General features: G+C 64.1%; 20 protein-coding genes. 12 read left to right on the forward strand and 8 right to left on the reverse strand.

Annotation, left to right across the window (positions count from 1 at the left end; all coding sequences use genetic code 11):
* The 6 genes from AC56LK_RS23195 to radC form a co-directional block, all read right to left on the reverse strand.
* The coding region (locus AC56LK_RS23195) for a helix-turn-helix domain-containing protein (RefSeq protein WP_497183030.1) at positions 1 to 105 on the reverse strand (105 nt) is incomplete at its 3' end.
* Positions 77 to 271, reverse strand: a complete 195-nt coding sequence (locus tag AC56LK_RS23200) for a MerR family transcriptional regulator (protein WP_497186822.1) — start codon at positions 269 to 271, stop codon at positions 77 to 79. The genes AC56LK_RS23195 and AC56LK_RS23200, both read right to left, overlap by 29 nt.
* A gap of 78 nt (positions 272 to 349) precedes the next feature.
* Positions 350 to 1,090 carry a hypothetical protein gene (locus AC56LK_RS23205; protein ID WP_497186823.1) on the reverse strand — a complete coding sequence of 247 codons (741 nt, stop codon included), beginning with the start codon at positions 1,088 to 1,090 and terminating at the stop codon, positions 350 to 352.
* A 149-nt stretch (positions 1,091 to 1,239) separates the two neighbouring features.
* A complete protein-coding gene (rpmG, locus tag AC56LK_RS23210; RefSeq protein ID WP_005665735.1) occupies positions 1,240 to 1,407 on the reverse strand; it encodes a 50S ribosomal protein L33 in 168 nt (55 codons plus the stop codon).
* Positions 1,408 to 1,420: 13 nt separating this feature from the next.
* Positions 1,421 to 1,657: a 50S ribosomal protein L28 gene (gene rpmB, locus AC56LK_RS23215; protein WP_026354825.1), complete on the reverse strand. Its 237-nt coding sequence runs from the start codon at positions 1,655 to 1,657 to the stop codon at positions 1,421 to 1,423.
* Between the two features lie 173 nt (positions 1,658 to 1,830).
* Positions 1,831 to 2,502, reverse strand: a complete 672-nt coding sequence (radC, locus tag AC56LK_RS23220; RefSeq protein ID WP_497186824.1) for a RadC family protein — start codon at positions 2,500 to 2,502, stop codon at positions 1,831 to 1,833.
* Positions 2,503 to 2,606: 104 nt separating this feature from the next.
* Between radC and AC56LK_RS23225 the strand changes: the two genes are divergently transcribed.
* The 6 genes from AC56LK_RS23225 (at position 2,607) to AC56LK_RS23250 (ending at position 7,836) form a co-directional block, all read left to right on the forward strand.
* Entirely contained in the window at positions 2,607 to 3,056 is a 450-nt protein-coding gene (locus AC56LK_RS23225; protein ID WP_497186825.1) for an FKBP-type peptidyl-prolyl cis-trans isomerase, read from the forward strand.
* Positions 3,057 to 3,070: 14 nt separating this feature from the next.
* Positions 3,071 to 4,012, forward strand: a complete 942-nt coding sequence (gene ispH, locus AC56LK_RS23230; RefSeq protein ID WP_497186826.1) for a 4-hydroxy-3-methylbut-2-enyl diphosphate reductase — start codon at positions 3,071 to 3,073, stop codon at positions 4,010 to 4,012.
* 177 nt (positions 4,013 to 4,189) lie between these two features.
* Positions 4,190 to 5,119, forward strand: a complete 930-nt coding sequence (locus AC56LK_RS23235; protein WP_497186827.1) for a branched-chain amino acid ABC transporter permease — start codon at positions 4,190 to 4,192, stop codon at positions 5,117 to 5,119.
* Between the two features lie 19 nt (positions 5,120 to 5,138).
* Positions 5,139 to 6,350, forward strand: coding sequence for an ABC transporter permease subunit (locus AC56LK_RS23240; protein WP_497186828.1), 1,212 nt, complete (start codon positions 5,139 to 5,141; stop codon positions 6,348 to 6,350).
* Entirely contained in the window at positions 6,347 to 7,117 is a 771-nt protein-coding gene (locus tag AC56LK_RS23245) for an ABC transporter ATP-binding protein (RefSeq protein ID WP_497186829.1), read from the forward strand. Before AC56LK_RS23240 ends, AC56LK_RS23245 begins: the two co-directional genes overlap by 4 nt.
* Entirely contained in the window at positions 7,114 to 7,836 is a 723-nt protein-coding gene (locus tag AC56LK_RS23250; RefSeq protein WP_497186830.1) for an ABC transporter ATP-binding protein, read from the forward strand. Before AC56LK_RS23245 ends, AC56LK_RS23250 begins: the two co-directional genes overlap by 4 nt.
* Before the next feature lie 69 nt (positions 7,837 to 7,905).
* Here the strand turns inward: AC56LK_RS23250 and phaP are convergent, their stop codons facing one another.
* Entirely contained in the window at positions 7,906 to 8,490 is a 585-nt protein-coding gene (phaP, locus tag AC56LK_RS23255; protein WP_497186831.1) for a TIGR01841 family phasin, read from the reverse strand.
* A gap of 346 nt (positions 8,491 to 8,836) precedes the next feature.
* Here phaP and AC56LK_RS23260 point away from each other — a divergent pair, with 346 nt between their 5' ends.
* From AC56LK_RS23260 to AC56LK_RS23270, 3 genes are all read left to right on the forward strand, one after another.
* On the forward strand, positions 8,837 to 9,757 hold the full coding sequence (locus AC56LK_RS23260; RefSeq protein WP_497186832.1) for a DMT family transporter: 921 nt from the start codon (positions 8,837 to 8,839) through the stop codon (positions 9,755 to 9,757).
* A complete protein-coding gene (locus AC56LK_RS23265) occupies positions 9,754 to 10,449 on the forward strand; it encodes a nitroreductase (protein WP_497186833.1) in 696 nt (231 codons plus the stop codon). The genes AC56LK_RS23260 and AC56LK_RS23265 overlap by 4 nt, the downstream gene beginning before the upstream one ends.
* A gap of 135 nt (positions 10,450 to 10,584) precedes the next feature.
* Positions 10,585 to 11,772: a serine hydrolase gene (locus tag AC56LK_RS23270; protein ID WP_497186834.1), complete on the forward strand. Its 1,188-nt coding sequence runs from the start codon at positions 10,585 to 10,587 to the stop codon at positions 11,770 to 11,772.
* A gap of 4 nt (positions 11,773 to 11,776) precedes the next feature.
* On the opposite strand, the gene AC56LK_RS23275 is transcribed toward AC56LK_RS23270, so the two are convergent.
* Positions 11,777 to 12,577, reverse strand: a complete 801-nt coding sequence (locus AC56LK_RS23275) for an IclR family transcriptional regulator (protein ID WP_497186835.1) — start codon at positions 12,575 to 12,577, stop codon at positions 11,777 to 11,779.
* Between the two features lie 133 nt (positions 12,578 to 12,710).
* On the opposite strand from AC56LK_RS23275, the gene AC56LK_RS23280 reads away from it, so the two are divergent.
* The 3 genes from AC56LK_RS23280 to AC56LK_RS23290 all read left to right on the forward strand — a co-directional run bounded on the left by AC56LK_RS23280 (position 12,711) and on the right by AC56LK_RS23290 (position 14,714).
* Complete coding sequence (locus AC56LK_RS23280; protein WP_497186836.1) at positions 12,711 to 13,097, forward strand: diacylglycerol kinase; 387 nt, start codon at positions 12,711 to 12,713, stop codon at positions 13,095 to 13,097.
* Between the two features lie 84 nt (positions 13,098 to 13,181).
* Positions 13,182 to 13,820 carry a peroxiredoxin gene (locus AC56LK_RS23285; RefSeq protein ID WP_497186837.1) on the forward strand — a complete coding sequence of 213 codons (639 nt, stop codon included), beginning with the start codon at positions 13,182 to 13,184 and terminating at the stop codon, positions 13,818 to 13,820.
* A 120-nt stretch (positions 13,821 to 13,940) separates the two neighbouring features.
* On the forward strand, positions 13,941 to 14,714 hold the full coding sequence (locus AC56LK_RS23290) for a sulfite exporter TauE/SafE family protein (protein ID WP_497186838.1): 774 nt from the start codon (positions 13,941 to 13,943) through the stop codon (positions 14,712 to 14,714).
* The last annotated feature ends 28 nt before the right edge of the window (positions 14,715 to 14,742 follow it).

A 14,742-nucleotide genomic window follows, 5' to 3' on the forward strand; every position in this document is an offset into this window, starting at 1 on the left:
GGCCAGGGCCCAATTCCAGACGCGCCGGGCAGTGCCGGCCGCGCGCGCGAAATAGTCGCGTTGGGCTGCGCTCGCGTCAATCCTGATCCGGTGCGCCAGCAACATGGTCGCTCTCCAGTGCCGCGCGCAGGTGGCGCTCGGTGTAGCGGCGCCACCCGCTGGCGGTGAGCGCCGCCGGGACGAACCGCCCCTCCCGGTCCCAGCGCTGCAGCGTCTTCACCGTGGCCCCCACCAGCTTCGTGGCCTGTCTGATCCCTATCGTGCTTTCCATGGTCACATTAGGACACTTCAGTTCACATTTGGTTCGACTAGAGTCAAGCTCCTTCGGGAGCCGTTTTTTTTACTTTCCTCAAATCAGCAGCACCTGCGCATCTTCCGGCAGCACCAGGCGGGCGCGCGGATCGAAGTCTTCGTTGCCCGTGAAGCGGTGGCAATAGACGGGGGAGTTCGCGTGATTGCGCACCGGCTCGCTGGTCGGATAGCGCGCCAGCAGGCGATTGCCGTCGCGGACCTCGACGTAGGCGTTCGGCGACAGGCTGCACACGGACACGCCCAGCTTGCGCATCGAGACCCGGTTCAGGAGGCGATGGTGCCATGGCACCAGCGGATCGATGGTCGCATGCACGTCGAGCAGCAGGCGCCGCATTTCGCCCACCGTCCAGGCATCCGGCGCCAGGGTGGGGATCAGCACGAGGTTGGCGCGCAGGTCGGCGGGATTCTTGTTGATCGAAAAGCTGCCGTCCAGCTGTGCAATGCGGTCGGCGACCGGGACGATGTACAGGCCGTGTTCGCCCGCGCGCACCTGCAGCGATTCGCCGCCACCTTCGAGCCACAGGGACAGGTCGTCGGTGCGCACGCCCGCCCGAGCCGGCCGCAGCTGGACCGCCAGTGCAGCCCGTCCGGCCAGGCTCTGCTGGACCGCCTTGGCCATCGGGTAGAACCATTCCTTGTAGGGCAGCAGGCGGGTGCGGGCAGCCTTGACTTCCACCGTCGGCAAGCCGTCGGGGGAGGGAGCTTGGGCGTGCGCAGGCAAGGCGCACAGCAGGCAGGCGGCCAGGGACAACACGGGACATGTCAGCAGATGGCGCATGCTGTGCGTGGTGAAGTCGACAACGCCCTATGCTTTCACGGTCCGGCGAAAATGGCAATATATGCATCTCCGTGCCGCTGAGCGGAGTCAAGCTGCAATAAAAAAGCCGCCAGTCGAAACGGGCGGCTTTTTCGCAGAAACAAGATCGATTACTTGATCTTGGTTTCCTTGTAGATCACGTGCTTGCGTGCCTTCGGGTCGAATTTGGTGATTTCCATCTTCGCCGGCATGGTGCGCTTGTTCTTGGTGGTGGTGTAGAAGTGACCGGTACCTGCGGTCGATTCCAGCTTGATTTTGTCGCGGCCAGTTTTTGCCATGATAGCTCCCTAATTAAACTTTTTCGCCACGGGCACGCATGTCGGCCAGCACGGCGTCGATGCCGAGCTTGTCGATCACGCGCAGACCGGCGTTGGACAGACGCAGGGAGACCCAGCGGTTTTCCGATTCCACGAAGATGCGGCGGTTCTGCAGGTTCGGCAGGAAACGACGCTTGGTTTTGTTGTTAGCGTGGGAGACGTTGTTGCCAACCATCACTCCCTTGCCGGTAACTTGGCAGACACGTGCCATAGTGCACTCCTTAAGAATATCCAAATTTGGAAAAACGAGAGTATAGCGCGGAAACCCACGACAAATCAATCACTTGCGAAAAACAATTGTGTCTTATATCATTCAATGGATTTAACATTTGCCCTTGAGTGATGTAACACCCTGTTTTCACGCTGATATTCCGTCTTTCGTCCTTACAGCTGGCCGTGTTCGGCGAACGAGTGCACCTGTGTCCCGGCTACCACGAAGTGGTCGAGTACGCGGATGTCGACCAGGGCCAGGGCCTGCACCAGGGCCGTCGTCAGGCGCAGGTCGGCCTCGCTCGGATCGGCCACGCCGGAGGGGTGGTTGTGCGCCAGGATCAGCGCCGCCGCATTGCACTGCAAGGCTGCCTTGACGACTTCACGCGGGTAGACGCTGGTGTGAGTCAGTGTGCCCCTAAACATTTCTCTGAATGTGATCAGGCGGTTTTTGACGTCGAGGAAGAGCACGACGAAGGATTCGTGCGCCTGCAGCGCGAACTGGTGGCGCAGCCAGGCGCGCACCGCTTCCGGCGAGCACATGCCCTCGCGCTCGAACTCCTCGGCCACGGCGCGCCGCGTCAGTTCGATCGCCGCCTGCAGTTGGGCATACTTGGCCGGGCCGAGCCCGTGCAGGGCGCCGAATTCGCTCGAGCTGGCGTGCAGCAGCCGGTGCAGCGAGCCGAAATGGTCGAGCATGTCGCGCGCCAGCGCCACCGCGCTCTTGCCCGCCACACCCACGCGCAGGAAGATCGCCAGCAGTTCGGTGTCCGACAACACGCCGGCGCCACCGCGCAACAGCCGCTCGCGCGGGCGTTGCTCTTCCGGCCATTCAGTGATTCTCATTGTCTGATCCTTGCCATAAATAAGGGCACGCCACGGCGCGAGAGTCGGGCGTGGCTTACAATAGCGGTTTGCCTGCAACAGGCCTGCCTGTCACCACAAAGAACATGTCCAACGCACCAGTCGTCAACGAATCGTCCTACCTGACCCTGCATTATCGGCTTGCCACCGCCGACGGTACTGATCTCATCACTACCTTCAACGGCACCCCGGCCACCTTGCTGCTGGGCCAGGGCCAGCTGGCACCTTTCCTCGAGTCGCGCCTCATCGGCCTGCCGGAAGGGGCGCACCAGACTTTCCAGCTCAGCGCGCTCGACGCCTTCGGCGAACGCAACCCGGAGCTGATCCAGGCGGTGTCGAAGGCGACGCTGCAAGAGAACTCGGTGCCGGACGCCGACTACAAGGTGGGCGAGCTGATCGAGTTCAACGCGCCCAAGGGCGGCCGCTTCGCCGGCGTGCTGCTGGAAATGCGCGAGACCAGCGCGTTGTTCGATTTCAACCACCCGCTGGCCGGCCAGGCCCTGCAATTCGAAGTGAAACTGATTTCGGTTCTGTAAAACAGGAAACCTTCATGGACAACGAGATTCTGCTTGCCCAGCCGCGCGGCTTCTGCGCCGGCGTCGACCGTGCCATCGAAATCGTCGAGCGCGCCCTGCGCCAGTTCGGCGCCCCGATCTATGTACGCCACGAAATCGTGCACAACGCCTATGTGGTCGAAGACCTGCGCAACAAGGGCGCGATCTTCATCGAAAATCTCGAAGACGTCCCGGCCGGCAACACCCTGGTGTTCTCGGCCCACGGCGTCTCGAAGGCCGTCCGTGCCGATGCCGAGGCGCGCGGCCTGACCATCTTCGACGCCACCTGTCCGCTGGTGACCAAGGTCCACGTGGAAGTGGCCAAGATGCGCAAGCAGGGCTGCGAGATCGTCATGATCGGTCACGACGGCCACCCGGAAGTCGAAGGCACCATGGGCCAGGCCGAAGCGGGCATGTATCTGGTCGAGACCGTGGACGATGTCGCCACGCTGCAGGTCGGCAACCCGGACCAGCTGGCCTACGTCTCGCAGACCACGCTGTCGGTGGACGATACCGCCGACATCATCGCCGCGCTGAAGGCGCGCTTCCCGAACATCATCGAACCGAAGAAGGGCGACATCTGCTACGCCACCACCAACCGCCAGGAAGCCGTCAAGTTCCTCGCGCCGCAGGTGGAAGTCGTGGTCGTGGTCGGCAGCCCGAACAGCTCGAACTCGAACCGCCTGCGCGAAGTGGCGGACAAGATGGGCACCCCGGCCTACATGGTCGATAACGCCACCGCGATTGACCCGCAGTGGATTGCTGGCAAGAAACGCATCGGCGTGACGGCCGGCGCCTCGGCCCCGGAAGTGCTGGTGCAGGCCGTGATCGACCGGCTCAAGGAACTGGGCGCGGCCAGCGTGCGCGCCCTCGAAGGCGTCGAGGAGAATGTGGTGTTCCCACTGCCGAAAGGGCTGGACGGGGCAAAGGCGGCCTGAATCGGCTGTCTTTACATCGGAGCATATTTGCCGGAGTGGAGCGTTTTCCAGTGTAAGTTTTCCATTTGCCAAGTTATGATGGCGGCAATCGGAACATGAACGCCAGGCCATGAACGGCACTGCGGGGATACCCGAAGTGCCGTTTTTCTTGGCCCGTCACGAAAGAGCGGACGCACAATGGAAACCTTCATTCAACAGATCCTCAACGGCCTGGTGCTGGGCAGCATGTATGCCCTGGTCGCCCTCGGCTACACGATGGTGTACGGGGTGCTCAACCTGATCAACTTCGCCCACGGCGACGTGCTGATGATCGGCGCGATGATCGGCCTGAGCATCCTCAAGCTGCTCGAGGCCTACGCGCCCGGCTTGCCGGGCTATGTGCAGCTGGCGGCCGCCATCCTCGGCGCCATTCCGGTGGCGATCCTGGTCAACATCCTGATCGAGCGCGTCGCCTACCGCCGCCTGCGCAACGCGCCGCGCCTGGCGCCCCTGATCACGGCGATCGGCGTGTCGATCCTGCTGCAGACCTTCGCCATGATGATCTGGGGCCGCAGCCCGCTGCCTTTCCCGCAACTGCTCTCGCCCGAGCCGGTGTCGATCGGCGGCGCCCTGATCTCGCACACCCAGATCCTGCTGCTGGTGCTGGCGGCGCTTGCCATGGTCGGCCTGGTGCTGCTGGTCGAGCGCACCCGCATGGGCCGCGCCATGCGCGCCGTGGCCGAGAACCCGCGCGTGGCCGGCCTGATGGGCGTGGATTCGAACCGCGTGATCGTCGCCACCTTCGCCATCGGCGCCGCGCTGGCCGCGGTGGCTGGCGTGATGTGGGGCGCCAACTATGCGTCGATCACCTTCACCATGGGCGTGCTGCCGGGCCTGAAGGCCTTCTGCGCCGCCGTGCTGGGCGGGATCGGCAACATCTACGGCGCCATGATCGGCGGCATCCTGCTGGGCATCATCGAAGCACTCGGCGCCGGCTACATCGGCGACCTGACCGGCGGCTTCCTGGGCAGCCACTACCAGGACATCTTCGCCTTCGTCGTGCTCATCCTCGTGCTGACCCTGCGCCCGTCCGGCATCATGGGCGAGCGCGTGGCGGACCGCGCCTGAACCACGGAGGACACACACCATGGCACTCCTGACTTTCGACGTCCAGCACAAGCCGCGCCGGGCCTATGCCAGCATGGGAATCGTGCTGGCCCTGATGCTGGTTTTCCCCTTCATCGCTTCCCAGTTCGGCAATTCCTGGGTGCGCATCATCGACATCGCGCTGCTGTACATCATGCTGGCGCTGGGCCTGAACATCGTGGTCGGCTTCGCCGGCCTGCTCGACCTGGGCTACATCGCCTTCTTCGCGGTGGGCGCCTACCTGGTCGGCCTGTTCTCCTCGCCGCAGTTCGCGGCGCTGCTGGAGTCCGTCATCTATTATTCGCCCGCGCTGGGCGAGGCGCTGGTGGCCTTCTTCGGCCCGGAGATCCAGCAGAACGGCATCCACCTGTCGGTGTGGGCGATCGTGCCGCTGGCGGCGCTGGTGGCGGCCCTGTTCGGCGCGTTGCTGGGCGCCCCGACCCTGAAGCTGCGCGGCGACTACCTCGCCATCGTGACCCTCGGCTTCGGCGAGATCATCCGCATCTTCATGAACAACCTGAACGACCCGATCAACTTCACCAACGGGCCGCAGGGGATCAACATGATCGACCCGATCCGCGTGTTCGGAGTGTCGCTGGCAGGGGAGGCCGGGTCGCAGGCCACGGTGCAGGTCGGCGGCTTCTCGATGCCCTCGGTGAACGCCTACTATTTCCTTTTCCTGTTTCTCACCATCGCGACCATCTTCGTCACCAGCCGCCTGCAGCATTCGCGCCTGGGCCGCGCCTGGGTGGCGATCCGCGAGGACGAGATCGCGGCCAAGGCCATGGGCATCAACACCCGCAACGTCAAGCTGCTGGCCTTCGCGATGGGCGCCTCCTTCGGCGGCGTGGCCGGCGCGATGTTCGGCGCCTTCCAGGGCTTCGTGTCGCCGGAATCCTTCTCGCTGACGGAATCGATCGCCGTGCTGGCGATGGTGGTGCTGGGCGGGATCGGCCATATCCCGGGCGTGGTGCTGGGGGGCGTACTACTGGCGGCCTTGCCGGAAGTGCTGCGCCACGTGGTGGAACCGGCGCAGCAGGCGCTGTTCGGCACCGTCGTGATCGAGGCCGAGGTGCTGCGCCAGCTGCTGTACGGCCTGGCGCTGGTGCTGATCATGCTGGCGCGTCCGGCCGGGCTATGGCCGTCGCCGAACAAGGAAGACCGCCCGAATGCCGCACTGGCACGCGAGGAAGAAGAAGAGGCCAAGGCATGAGCGAGATCCTTCTGAACATCCGTGGCGTGAACAAGCGCTTCGGCGGCCTGCAGGCGCTCACTGACGTCGGCATCCGCATCGAGCGCGGCCAGATCGTCGGCCTGATCGGCCCGAACGGCGCCGGCAAGACCACCTTCTTCAACGTGATTACCGGCCTGTACCAGCCGGACAGCGGAAGCTTCGAACTGGCCGGCAAGCCGTACTCGCCTTCGGCTCCGCACGAAGTGGCGAAAGCCGGCATCGCGCGTACCTTCCAGAACATCCGCCTGTTCGGCGAGATGAGCGCGCTCGAAAACGTGATGGTGGGCCGCCACGTGCGCACCCGCCAGGGCGTGTTCGGCGCTATCTTCCGCCACAAGGCGGCGCGCGAGGAAGAAGCGGCGATCCGCCGGCGCGCCCAGGAGCTGCTGGATTTCGTCGGCATCGGCCAGTTCGCCCATCGCACCGCGAAATACCTGTCCTATGGCGACCAGCGCCGCCTCGAGATCGCGCGCGCGCTGGCCACCGATCCGCAGCTGCTGGCGCTGGACGAACCGGCGGCCGGCATGAACGCCACCGAGAAGCTGGCCCTGCGCGAGCTGCTGGTAAAGATCAAGAACGAAGGCAGGACCGTGCTGCTGATCGAGCATGACGTCAAGCTGATGATGGGCCTGTGCGACCGCATCACGGTGCTCGAGTACGGCAAGCAGATCGCGGAAGGTCTGCCGGCCGAGATCCAGAAGAACGAGGCCGTGATCAAGGCCTATCTCGGCGGAGCGCAGCAATGAGCGACAACATCCTGAAAATAGCTGGCCTGAAGGTCGCCTACGGCGGCATCAAGGCCGTGAAAGGCCTGGACCTGGAGGTCAACAAGGGCGAGCTGGTGACCCTGATCGGCGCCAACGGCGCCGGCAAGACCACCACGCTGAAAGCCATCACCGGCACCCTTCCGTCCTGCAAGCTCGAAGGAGAGATCAGCTATCTCGGCCAGTCGCTGCGCGGCACGCCATCCTTCCGCATGGTGCAGCGCAAGCTGGCCATGGTGCCGGAAGGGCGGGGCGTGTTCACCCGCATGACGATCCACGAGAACCTCCTGATGGGCGCCTACACGCGCGATGACAAGGCAGCGATCGCCCAGGATATCGAGAAGTGGTATGCCGTGTTCCCGCGCCTGAAGGAGCGCTCCGGCCAGCTGGCGGGCACCTTGTCGGGCGGCGAGCAGCAGATGCTCGCCATGGCACGCGCGCTGATGTGCCATCCGACCCTGCTGCTGCTCGACGAGCCGTCGATGGGCCTGGCGCCGATCATGGTGGAGAAGATCTTCGAGGTGATCCGCGAGGTCTCGCGGCAGGGGATCACGATTCTGCTGGTGGAGCAGAACGCCAGGCTGGCGCTGCAGGCCGCGCACCGGGGCTATGTGATGGAGTCGGGAAGCCTGACCATGAGCGGGAATGCGGCGGACATGCTGAACGATCCGCGGGTGCAGGCGGCCTACCTGGGAGAGTGATGCCGGCAGGCGCAAAAACAAAAAGCCGGGACGTCGCCGTCCCGGCTTTTTCATCTGACGAGTCGCAGCTTAGGCGGCAGCCGTCTGGGTCCCAGCAGCCGCAGTAGCGGTAGCCTTGCGAGCAGTAGCCGAAAATTGGCTCACCGCGGCGTTGACGTTGTTTTCGATCGCTTCGGCAGCTTGCTTGCTGGTCTTGCTGAACTGCTCGTAGCCGGCGTTGGCGTTGCTGATCACGGTCTTGACGGCGGCAACGAAGCTTTCCGAACCGGCCGGGGCGTTCTTGCTCACTTCGTCGACCAGGGCGATGACCTTGCGGTTGGTTTCGACGATCTGGGTTTCGGCGGCCTTCGAGAACTCGGCGCCGGTGCCGGTGGCGATGGCGGCCAGCTGGCGGTTGTACGACAGGGCTTTTTCAGCGGTCGGCTGGGCTTGCGAAGCGGTCAGCGAGAAGAATTCTTGCGGATCCTTGGCGCTCAGCAGCTGGCGGGTGACATTCGACGACTCTTCCAGGGTGCTGCGGGCAGTGCTGATGTTCAGCTCGACCAGTTTCTCCATGCTTTCGAAGGTCTTGGCAGTCAGCGAGGACATCAGCGCGAACTGCGACTCCAGGTTGGCTTTGGTAGCATTCGAGAACTGCTCAGGGATTGCAAACATGTGGATCTCCAAATTTCAATAAGTACAGTGGATGAAATGTTGCTTGGACCGGTGAGGCAGGTTTTATTCGCGTAGTTTCGACGAAACTCTTTTTTGTGCACCGCAACAGACCCGATTTTCAACCATGTTTTCGGGTGAGTCAAGCGAATTTGATGCGACGCACCATAATGTGTTCATAAATTTCTTGAATGCATTGATTACAAGAAATTTCAAAGACTTAGGCTTGATTTAACGCAAGAAACCTTGAAACAGCGGCAGCGCCAAGGCCGCTTACGACAGCGTGGTAGACTCATGGCTTGTATTTTCACCAAGTCGTTCGGAATAAGCTGCTGTGCAGCATTCACCCATGTCCTCCAGCACCAGCACCCATCCCGTCCCGTCCGCATCCTGGCTGTCGCCGGTGCCGCTGCTGTTCGTGTTCCTGTGGAGTACCGGTTTCATCGTCGCCAAGCTCGGCCTGCCGTATGCGCCGCCGCTTACCTTCCTGATCCTGCGCTGCCTGGGCGTGCTGGCCGTGCTGCTGCCGGTCGTGTTCATCCTGCGCGCGCCCTGGCCGCGCGGCCGCTTGCTGCACGTCGCGGTCGCGGGACTGCTGCTGCAGGCCGGCTACCTCGGCGGTGTATGGGCCGCCATCGAGCTCGGGATGCCGGCCGGGCTGACCGCCCTCATCGTCGGCATGCAGCCTGTCCTCACGGCAGCCGCGGCGCCCCTGATCGGCGAGCGGGTACGGCCGCGCCAATGGTTCGGTTTCGTGCTCGGCCTGTCCGGTGTGGCGCTGGTGGTACACGCCAAGCTGCACCTGGCCGGCCTGAGCGCGGCCGGCATCGTGTTGTGCGTGTTCGCGCTGCTGTGCATCACGGCCGGCACCATGTACCAGAAGCGCTGGTGCCCGGGCTTCGATCTGCGCACCGGGACCGTGATCCAGTTCGCCGCCACCGTGGTGGCGCTGCTGCCGCTGGCCATCGTGCTGGAAGGCCTGGACCTGCGCTTTTCGGCAGTGACCTGGAGCAGGGAGTTCATCGCGGCCTGGCTGTGGTCGATTTTCGCGCTGTCGATCGGCGCGCTGTTCCTGCTGTTCACCCTGATCCGGCGCAGCCGCGCCACCGAGGTCAGCAGCCTCATGTACCTGACCCCACCCACCACCGCCGTCATGGCCTGGCTGCTGTTCGGCGAGTCCTTCAGCCCCCTGGCACTGGCCGGCATGGTCGTCGCCGTGCTGGGTGTCGCATTCGTCGTCAAGCAGTCGAACAACAAGGAGACCCCATGATCACCAGCCCCCAACAGGAAGCCGTCGACGCGGCCATCACCTCGCGCCGTTCCATCCGCGCCTTCCTCGACAAGCCGGTCGAGCGGGACGACATCGAGCGCATCCTCGAGGTGGCCGCGCGCGCCCCGTCCGGCACCAACACCCAGCCGTGGAAGGTCTATGTGCTGACGGGGCAGGCGCGCCGCGACCTGAGTGAGGCGATCTCGGCGGTGAACGCCGATCCCGAGCAGGCGCGCCGCCACACCGAGGAATATGCCTACTATCCGCGCGAATGGATCTCGCCCTACGTCGACCGCCGCCGCAAGGTGGGCTGGGACCTGTATTCGCTGCTGGGACTCACGCGCGACAACAAGGCCGGCATGGCGGCCCAGCATGCGCGCAACTACCGCTTCTTCGACGCGCCCGTCGGCCTGATCTTCACCATCGACCGCATCCTGGAACAGGGCTCCTGGCTCGACTATGGCATGTTCCTGCAAAACATCATGGTCGCCGCGCGCGGCCGCGGCCTCGACACTTGCCCGCAGGCGGCCTTCACACAGTATCACCGCGTGATTGCGCAGCAGCTCGGGTTGCCGGAGAATGAAATGGTGGTGTGCGGTATGGCGCTCGGCTGGGCCGATCCGCACAAGATCGAAAACACGCTGGTGACCGAGCGCGAGAAGCCGGCACAGTTCGCGCGCTTCCTGGAGTAGTTGCTGTAAATACTTGATAGGAAAAGCTTGTTGGTATCGGGAATTGCCGCACGGAATCTAATTTTCGCTTGCGATCAAGTCTCGATCCGCTAAACTTCATTCCGCACCTCATCAGTTTGCGCCGAAGGGTTCCAGATGTTCAAACTTGCATTGGCTGCCATCGTTTCGCTGCTGCTTGCCTTTCAGCCCGTCCAGGGTGCGGGTGCGGGTGCAGGTGCGGGCGTGGGCGCAGGTGCCGAATCCAAATCCAAGGCTGCCAAGAAGAAGGTCGTCAAGAAGAAGCGCGCGACGGCCCGCAAGGCCGTGCGCGGCAAGCGCAAGGACCTGGCCCAGGTCATCGCGGACGACAACCGCCAGCGCATGGTGCGCCGCGTGGAAATGGTGCGCGGCAAGCGCAAGGTCACCTACCAGCTGGTGCGCCGCGCGGCGCCCACCGTCGCCATCGATCCCCGCACGGCCGGCGACGCCGCCGGCCTGCGCCGCACCGCCGATCCGCTGTCGCTGCGCTCGAACGTCGCCTTCGTGCTCGACCAGAACAGTTCCGAAGTCCTGTTCGAAAAAAACGCCAACGTCGCCCTGCCGATCGCCTCCATCACCAAGCTCATGACCGGACTGGTCGTGGTGCAGGCCAGGCAAGACCTGGACGAAACCCTGCGCATCACCGACGCCGACGTCGACCGCCACAAATATTCCAGCTCGCGCCTGCCGGTGGGCACGCGCATGACGCGCCGCGAGCTGCTGCACATTGCCCTGATGAGTTCGGAAAACCGGGCTGCTTCCGCGCTCGGGCGCAACTACCCGGGCGGTATCGACGCCTTCGTGGCCGCCATGAACGCCCAGGCGCGCACGCTGGGAATGAAGGACACCCTTTTCGTCGACTCGAGCGGCCTGTCGAGCCGCAACGTGTCGAGCGCACGCGACCTGGCGCGCCTGGTCTCCACGGCTTACCAGCAGCCGCTGCTGCGCGAATTTTCCACCACGCCGAACTCGGTCGTGAAGGCGAGCGGCCGCCCGATGCGCTACGCGAACACCAACTACCTGGTGGCGCTGCCCGACTGGAACATCGGCCTGCAGAAAACCGGTTTCATCAACGAAGCGGGGCGCTGCCTCGTGATGCAGGCAGCCATCCAGGGCCGCAACGTGATCATGGTGTTCCTGGATTCGAAAGGAAAGATGTCGCGCACCGCCGATGCCGGCCGGGTGCGCCGCTTCCTGGAAGCGCTGGCGCCGAGCAAGGTCGACGTGCTGGCGCCGGGTACCCTGGGGGCGAACGATACGCAGATCATCAGCACCGCCACCGTGTCAGCGCCGGCGCTGCACTAGCCCTTCAGACCGCCGGGGCAGGGCGGTAACCCAGGGTGGCAGAGATGCTTGAGGCCGTCTGCACCAGGTCGTCCAGCCATTCTTCCTGCAGGCGGTCGGCCGGGGCCGAGATCGACAGGCCGGCCACCAGCTTGCCGCTGTCGTCATGGATGCCGGCGGCCATGCAGCGCACGCCCAGTTCCAGCTCCTCGTTGTCGCGCGCATAGCCGCGCGCCCGCACCAGGCTCAGCTCGCGCTCGAAGCGCGCCAGGTCGGTGATCGAATTCTTGTTGTGACCCGCCAGGCCGGTGCGCGTGGCATAGGCACGGATCGTCTTGGCGTCGTCGATCGACAGGAACAGCTTGCCGGTCGAGGTCAGGTGCAGCGGCGCCCGGCCGCCGATCGCGCGCACCACCTGCATGCCGGAGCGCTCGGAATAGGCGCGGTCGATGTAGACGATCTCGTCGCCCTGGCGCACCGACAGGTTCACGGTCTGCTGGGTCTTCTTGTGCAGGGCGCGCATGAAATCGAGCGCCGCTTCGCGCACCGACAAGCGGCTTTTCACGACGTTCCCCAGTTCCAGCAGGCGCATGCCGAGGCGGTAGGTACCCGGCTCGACCCGGTCGACGAAGCGCGTGACCACCATGTCGTTCAGGATGCGGTGGGCGGTCGAGGGATGCAGGCCGGAGACCTTCGACAATTCCTTCAGGCTCACCGGATCGGAGTAGGTGGCCAGCGCATCGAGCAGGGCCATCATGCGTTCGATGACCTGGATCGACGTCTTGCCCGGTGTCGCGGCTGCCAGTTCTGGGTTTTCCATTTTCATGAGGTGCTTGGTGCAGTGCAGTATTGCCCCTTTATACCATGATGTGAAACGGAGATGCAAACCGATGGGCATCGGTGTGCAAGGTCTTGCCGGCGGGGCATAATGGCAGTCCTGCATTCTTTTCAATAAAGCCATGGAACACCCGATCAGCGAGTTCAAGACCAAGCGCGGCATCGCCCGCATCCTCGCAGCCTGCCGCAACACCGGCGACGGCCTGGCCTGGGCCTGGCGCAGCGAGGCCGCCTTCCGCCAGGAAGTCGTGGTGATCGCCATCGCCACCGTGGCGGCCCTGCTGCTGCCGGTGTCGGGCTTCCAGAAACTGGTCCTGGTCGGCGTGCTGATCCTGGTGCTGATCGTCGAGATCATCAACTCGGCCATCGAGGCGATCGTCGACCGCATCTCGCTCGAACGCCATCCGCTCTCGAAAGTGGCCAAGGACATGGGCAGCGCGGCGGTCGCCCTGACCCTGCTTCTGGCAGTGGCGACTTGGGCAGTGGTGCTATACAGTCGATTTTTCTAAGTAAATTACAAAGCTGTCGTTTGATTAATGGCCGAGTCCACTTAGACTGGCCAGTCACCCGTCGTCCACCATGGAGAAATTACGATGAGCTTACGCCTTGGCGATACCGCCCCCGATTTCGAGCAGGATTCCAGCATCGGCAAGATCCGTTTCCACGAATGGGCGGGCGATTCCTGGGTGGTGCTGTTCTCGCACCCGGCCGACTTCACCCCGGTCTGCACGACCGAGCTGGGCCTGACCGCCAAGCTGAAGCCGGAGTTCGACAAGCGTAACGTCAAGGCGATCGCGCTGTCGGTGGACCCGGCCGACAAGCACCGCGACTGGATCAAGGACATCGAAGAAACCCAGCAGACCGTGGTCGGTTTCCCGATCATCGCCGACGCCGACAAATCGGTCTCTACCCTGTACGACATGATCCACCCGGAAGCCTCGGCCACCGCCACCGTGCGCTCGCTGTTCGTGATCGACCCGGCCAAGAAGGTGCGCCTGACGATCACTTACCCGATGAGCACCGGCCGCAACTTTGATGAAGTGCTGCGCGTGATCGACGCCCTGCAGCTGACCGACGGCTACACCGTGGCCACCCCGGGCAACTGGAAGGACGGCGACGACGTCATCATTCCGCTGACCGTGCAGGATCCGGCTGTCATCCAGCAGAAGTATCCGAAAGGCTATACCTCGCCGCGGCCTTACCTGCGCCTGACCCCGCAGCCGAACAAGTAATTGCCGCCATCCGTCATCGGCGGCACTGCCGCCGATGACCCCGCATAAGCAAATAAGAAACCTGTTGTTTGCCTAACTGCCGAGTCCCCTTACCCTGTGCATTAACTTGGGGGTAAAGGCATGTCGACGACGTATATCATCGCGGGTTTTGCAGTAGGGCTACTGGTCGGCATGACCGGCGTGGGCGGCGGTTCACTCATGACGCCGCTGCTCACGCTGCTGTTCGGCGTCTCGCCGTCGGTCGCCGTCGGCACCGACCTTGCCTTCGCGTCCATCACCAAGGGCGTCGGCACCGTTACCCACCGTTTCAACCGCACCGTCCACTGGGCTATCGTCGGCCGCCTGTGCCTGGGCGCCTTGCCGGCCGCGCTGGTGGCGACCCTGGCCCTCAAGCATTTCGGCGGGCTCGACGCGGAAATCGGCCAGCTCATCCGTTATTCGATCGCCGTCTCCGTCATGCTGACCGTGGTCGCGCTGCTGTTCCGCGCCCGCATGCTGGCCTGGGTCAATGCCAGGCCCGGGCGCCAGCTGCAGGGCAGGGCGCTGACCACCGCCACCATCATCTCGGGTGCGGTGCTGGGCGTGCTGGTCACCGTGTCCTCGATCGGCGCCGGCGCGATCGGCGCCACCTTGCTGGTCATGCTCTATCCGCGCCTCACGCCGGCCGAAGTGGCCGGCACCGACATCGCCTATGCCGTGCCGCTGACCGCGATCGCCGCGGTGGGCCACTGGTGGCTGGGCTCGATCGACTGGATGCTGCTGCTGACCCTGCTCATCGGTTCGGTGCCGGGCATTACCCTGGGTGCGATGGCCGCGCGCAAGGTGCCGGAACGCGTGTTGCGCGCCCTGCTGGCGACCACGCTGACCGGCGTGGCGGCCAAGCTGGTTTTCTGAATTCTTTGCTAAGGCTTAATAGCCGAAA

This window comes from Telluria sp. ZB4P36, assembly GCF_059685865.1.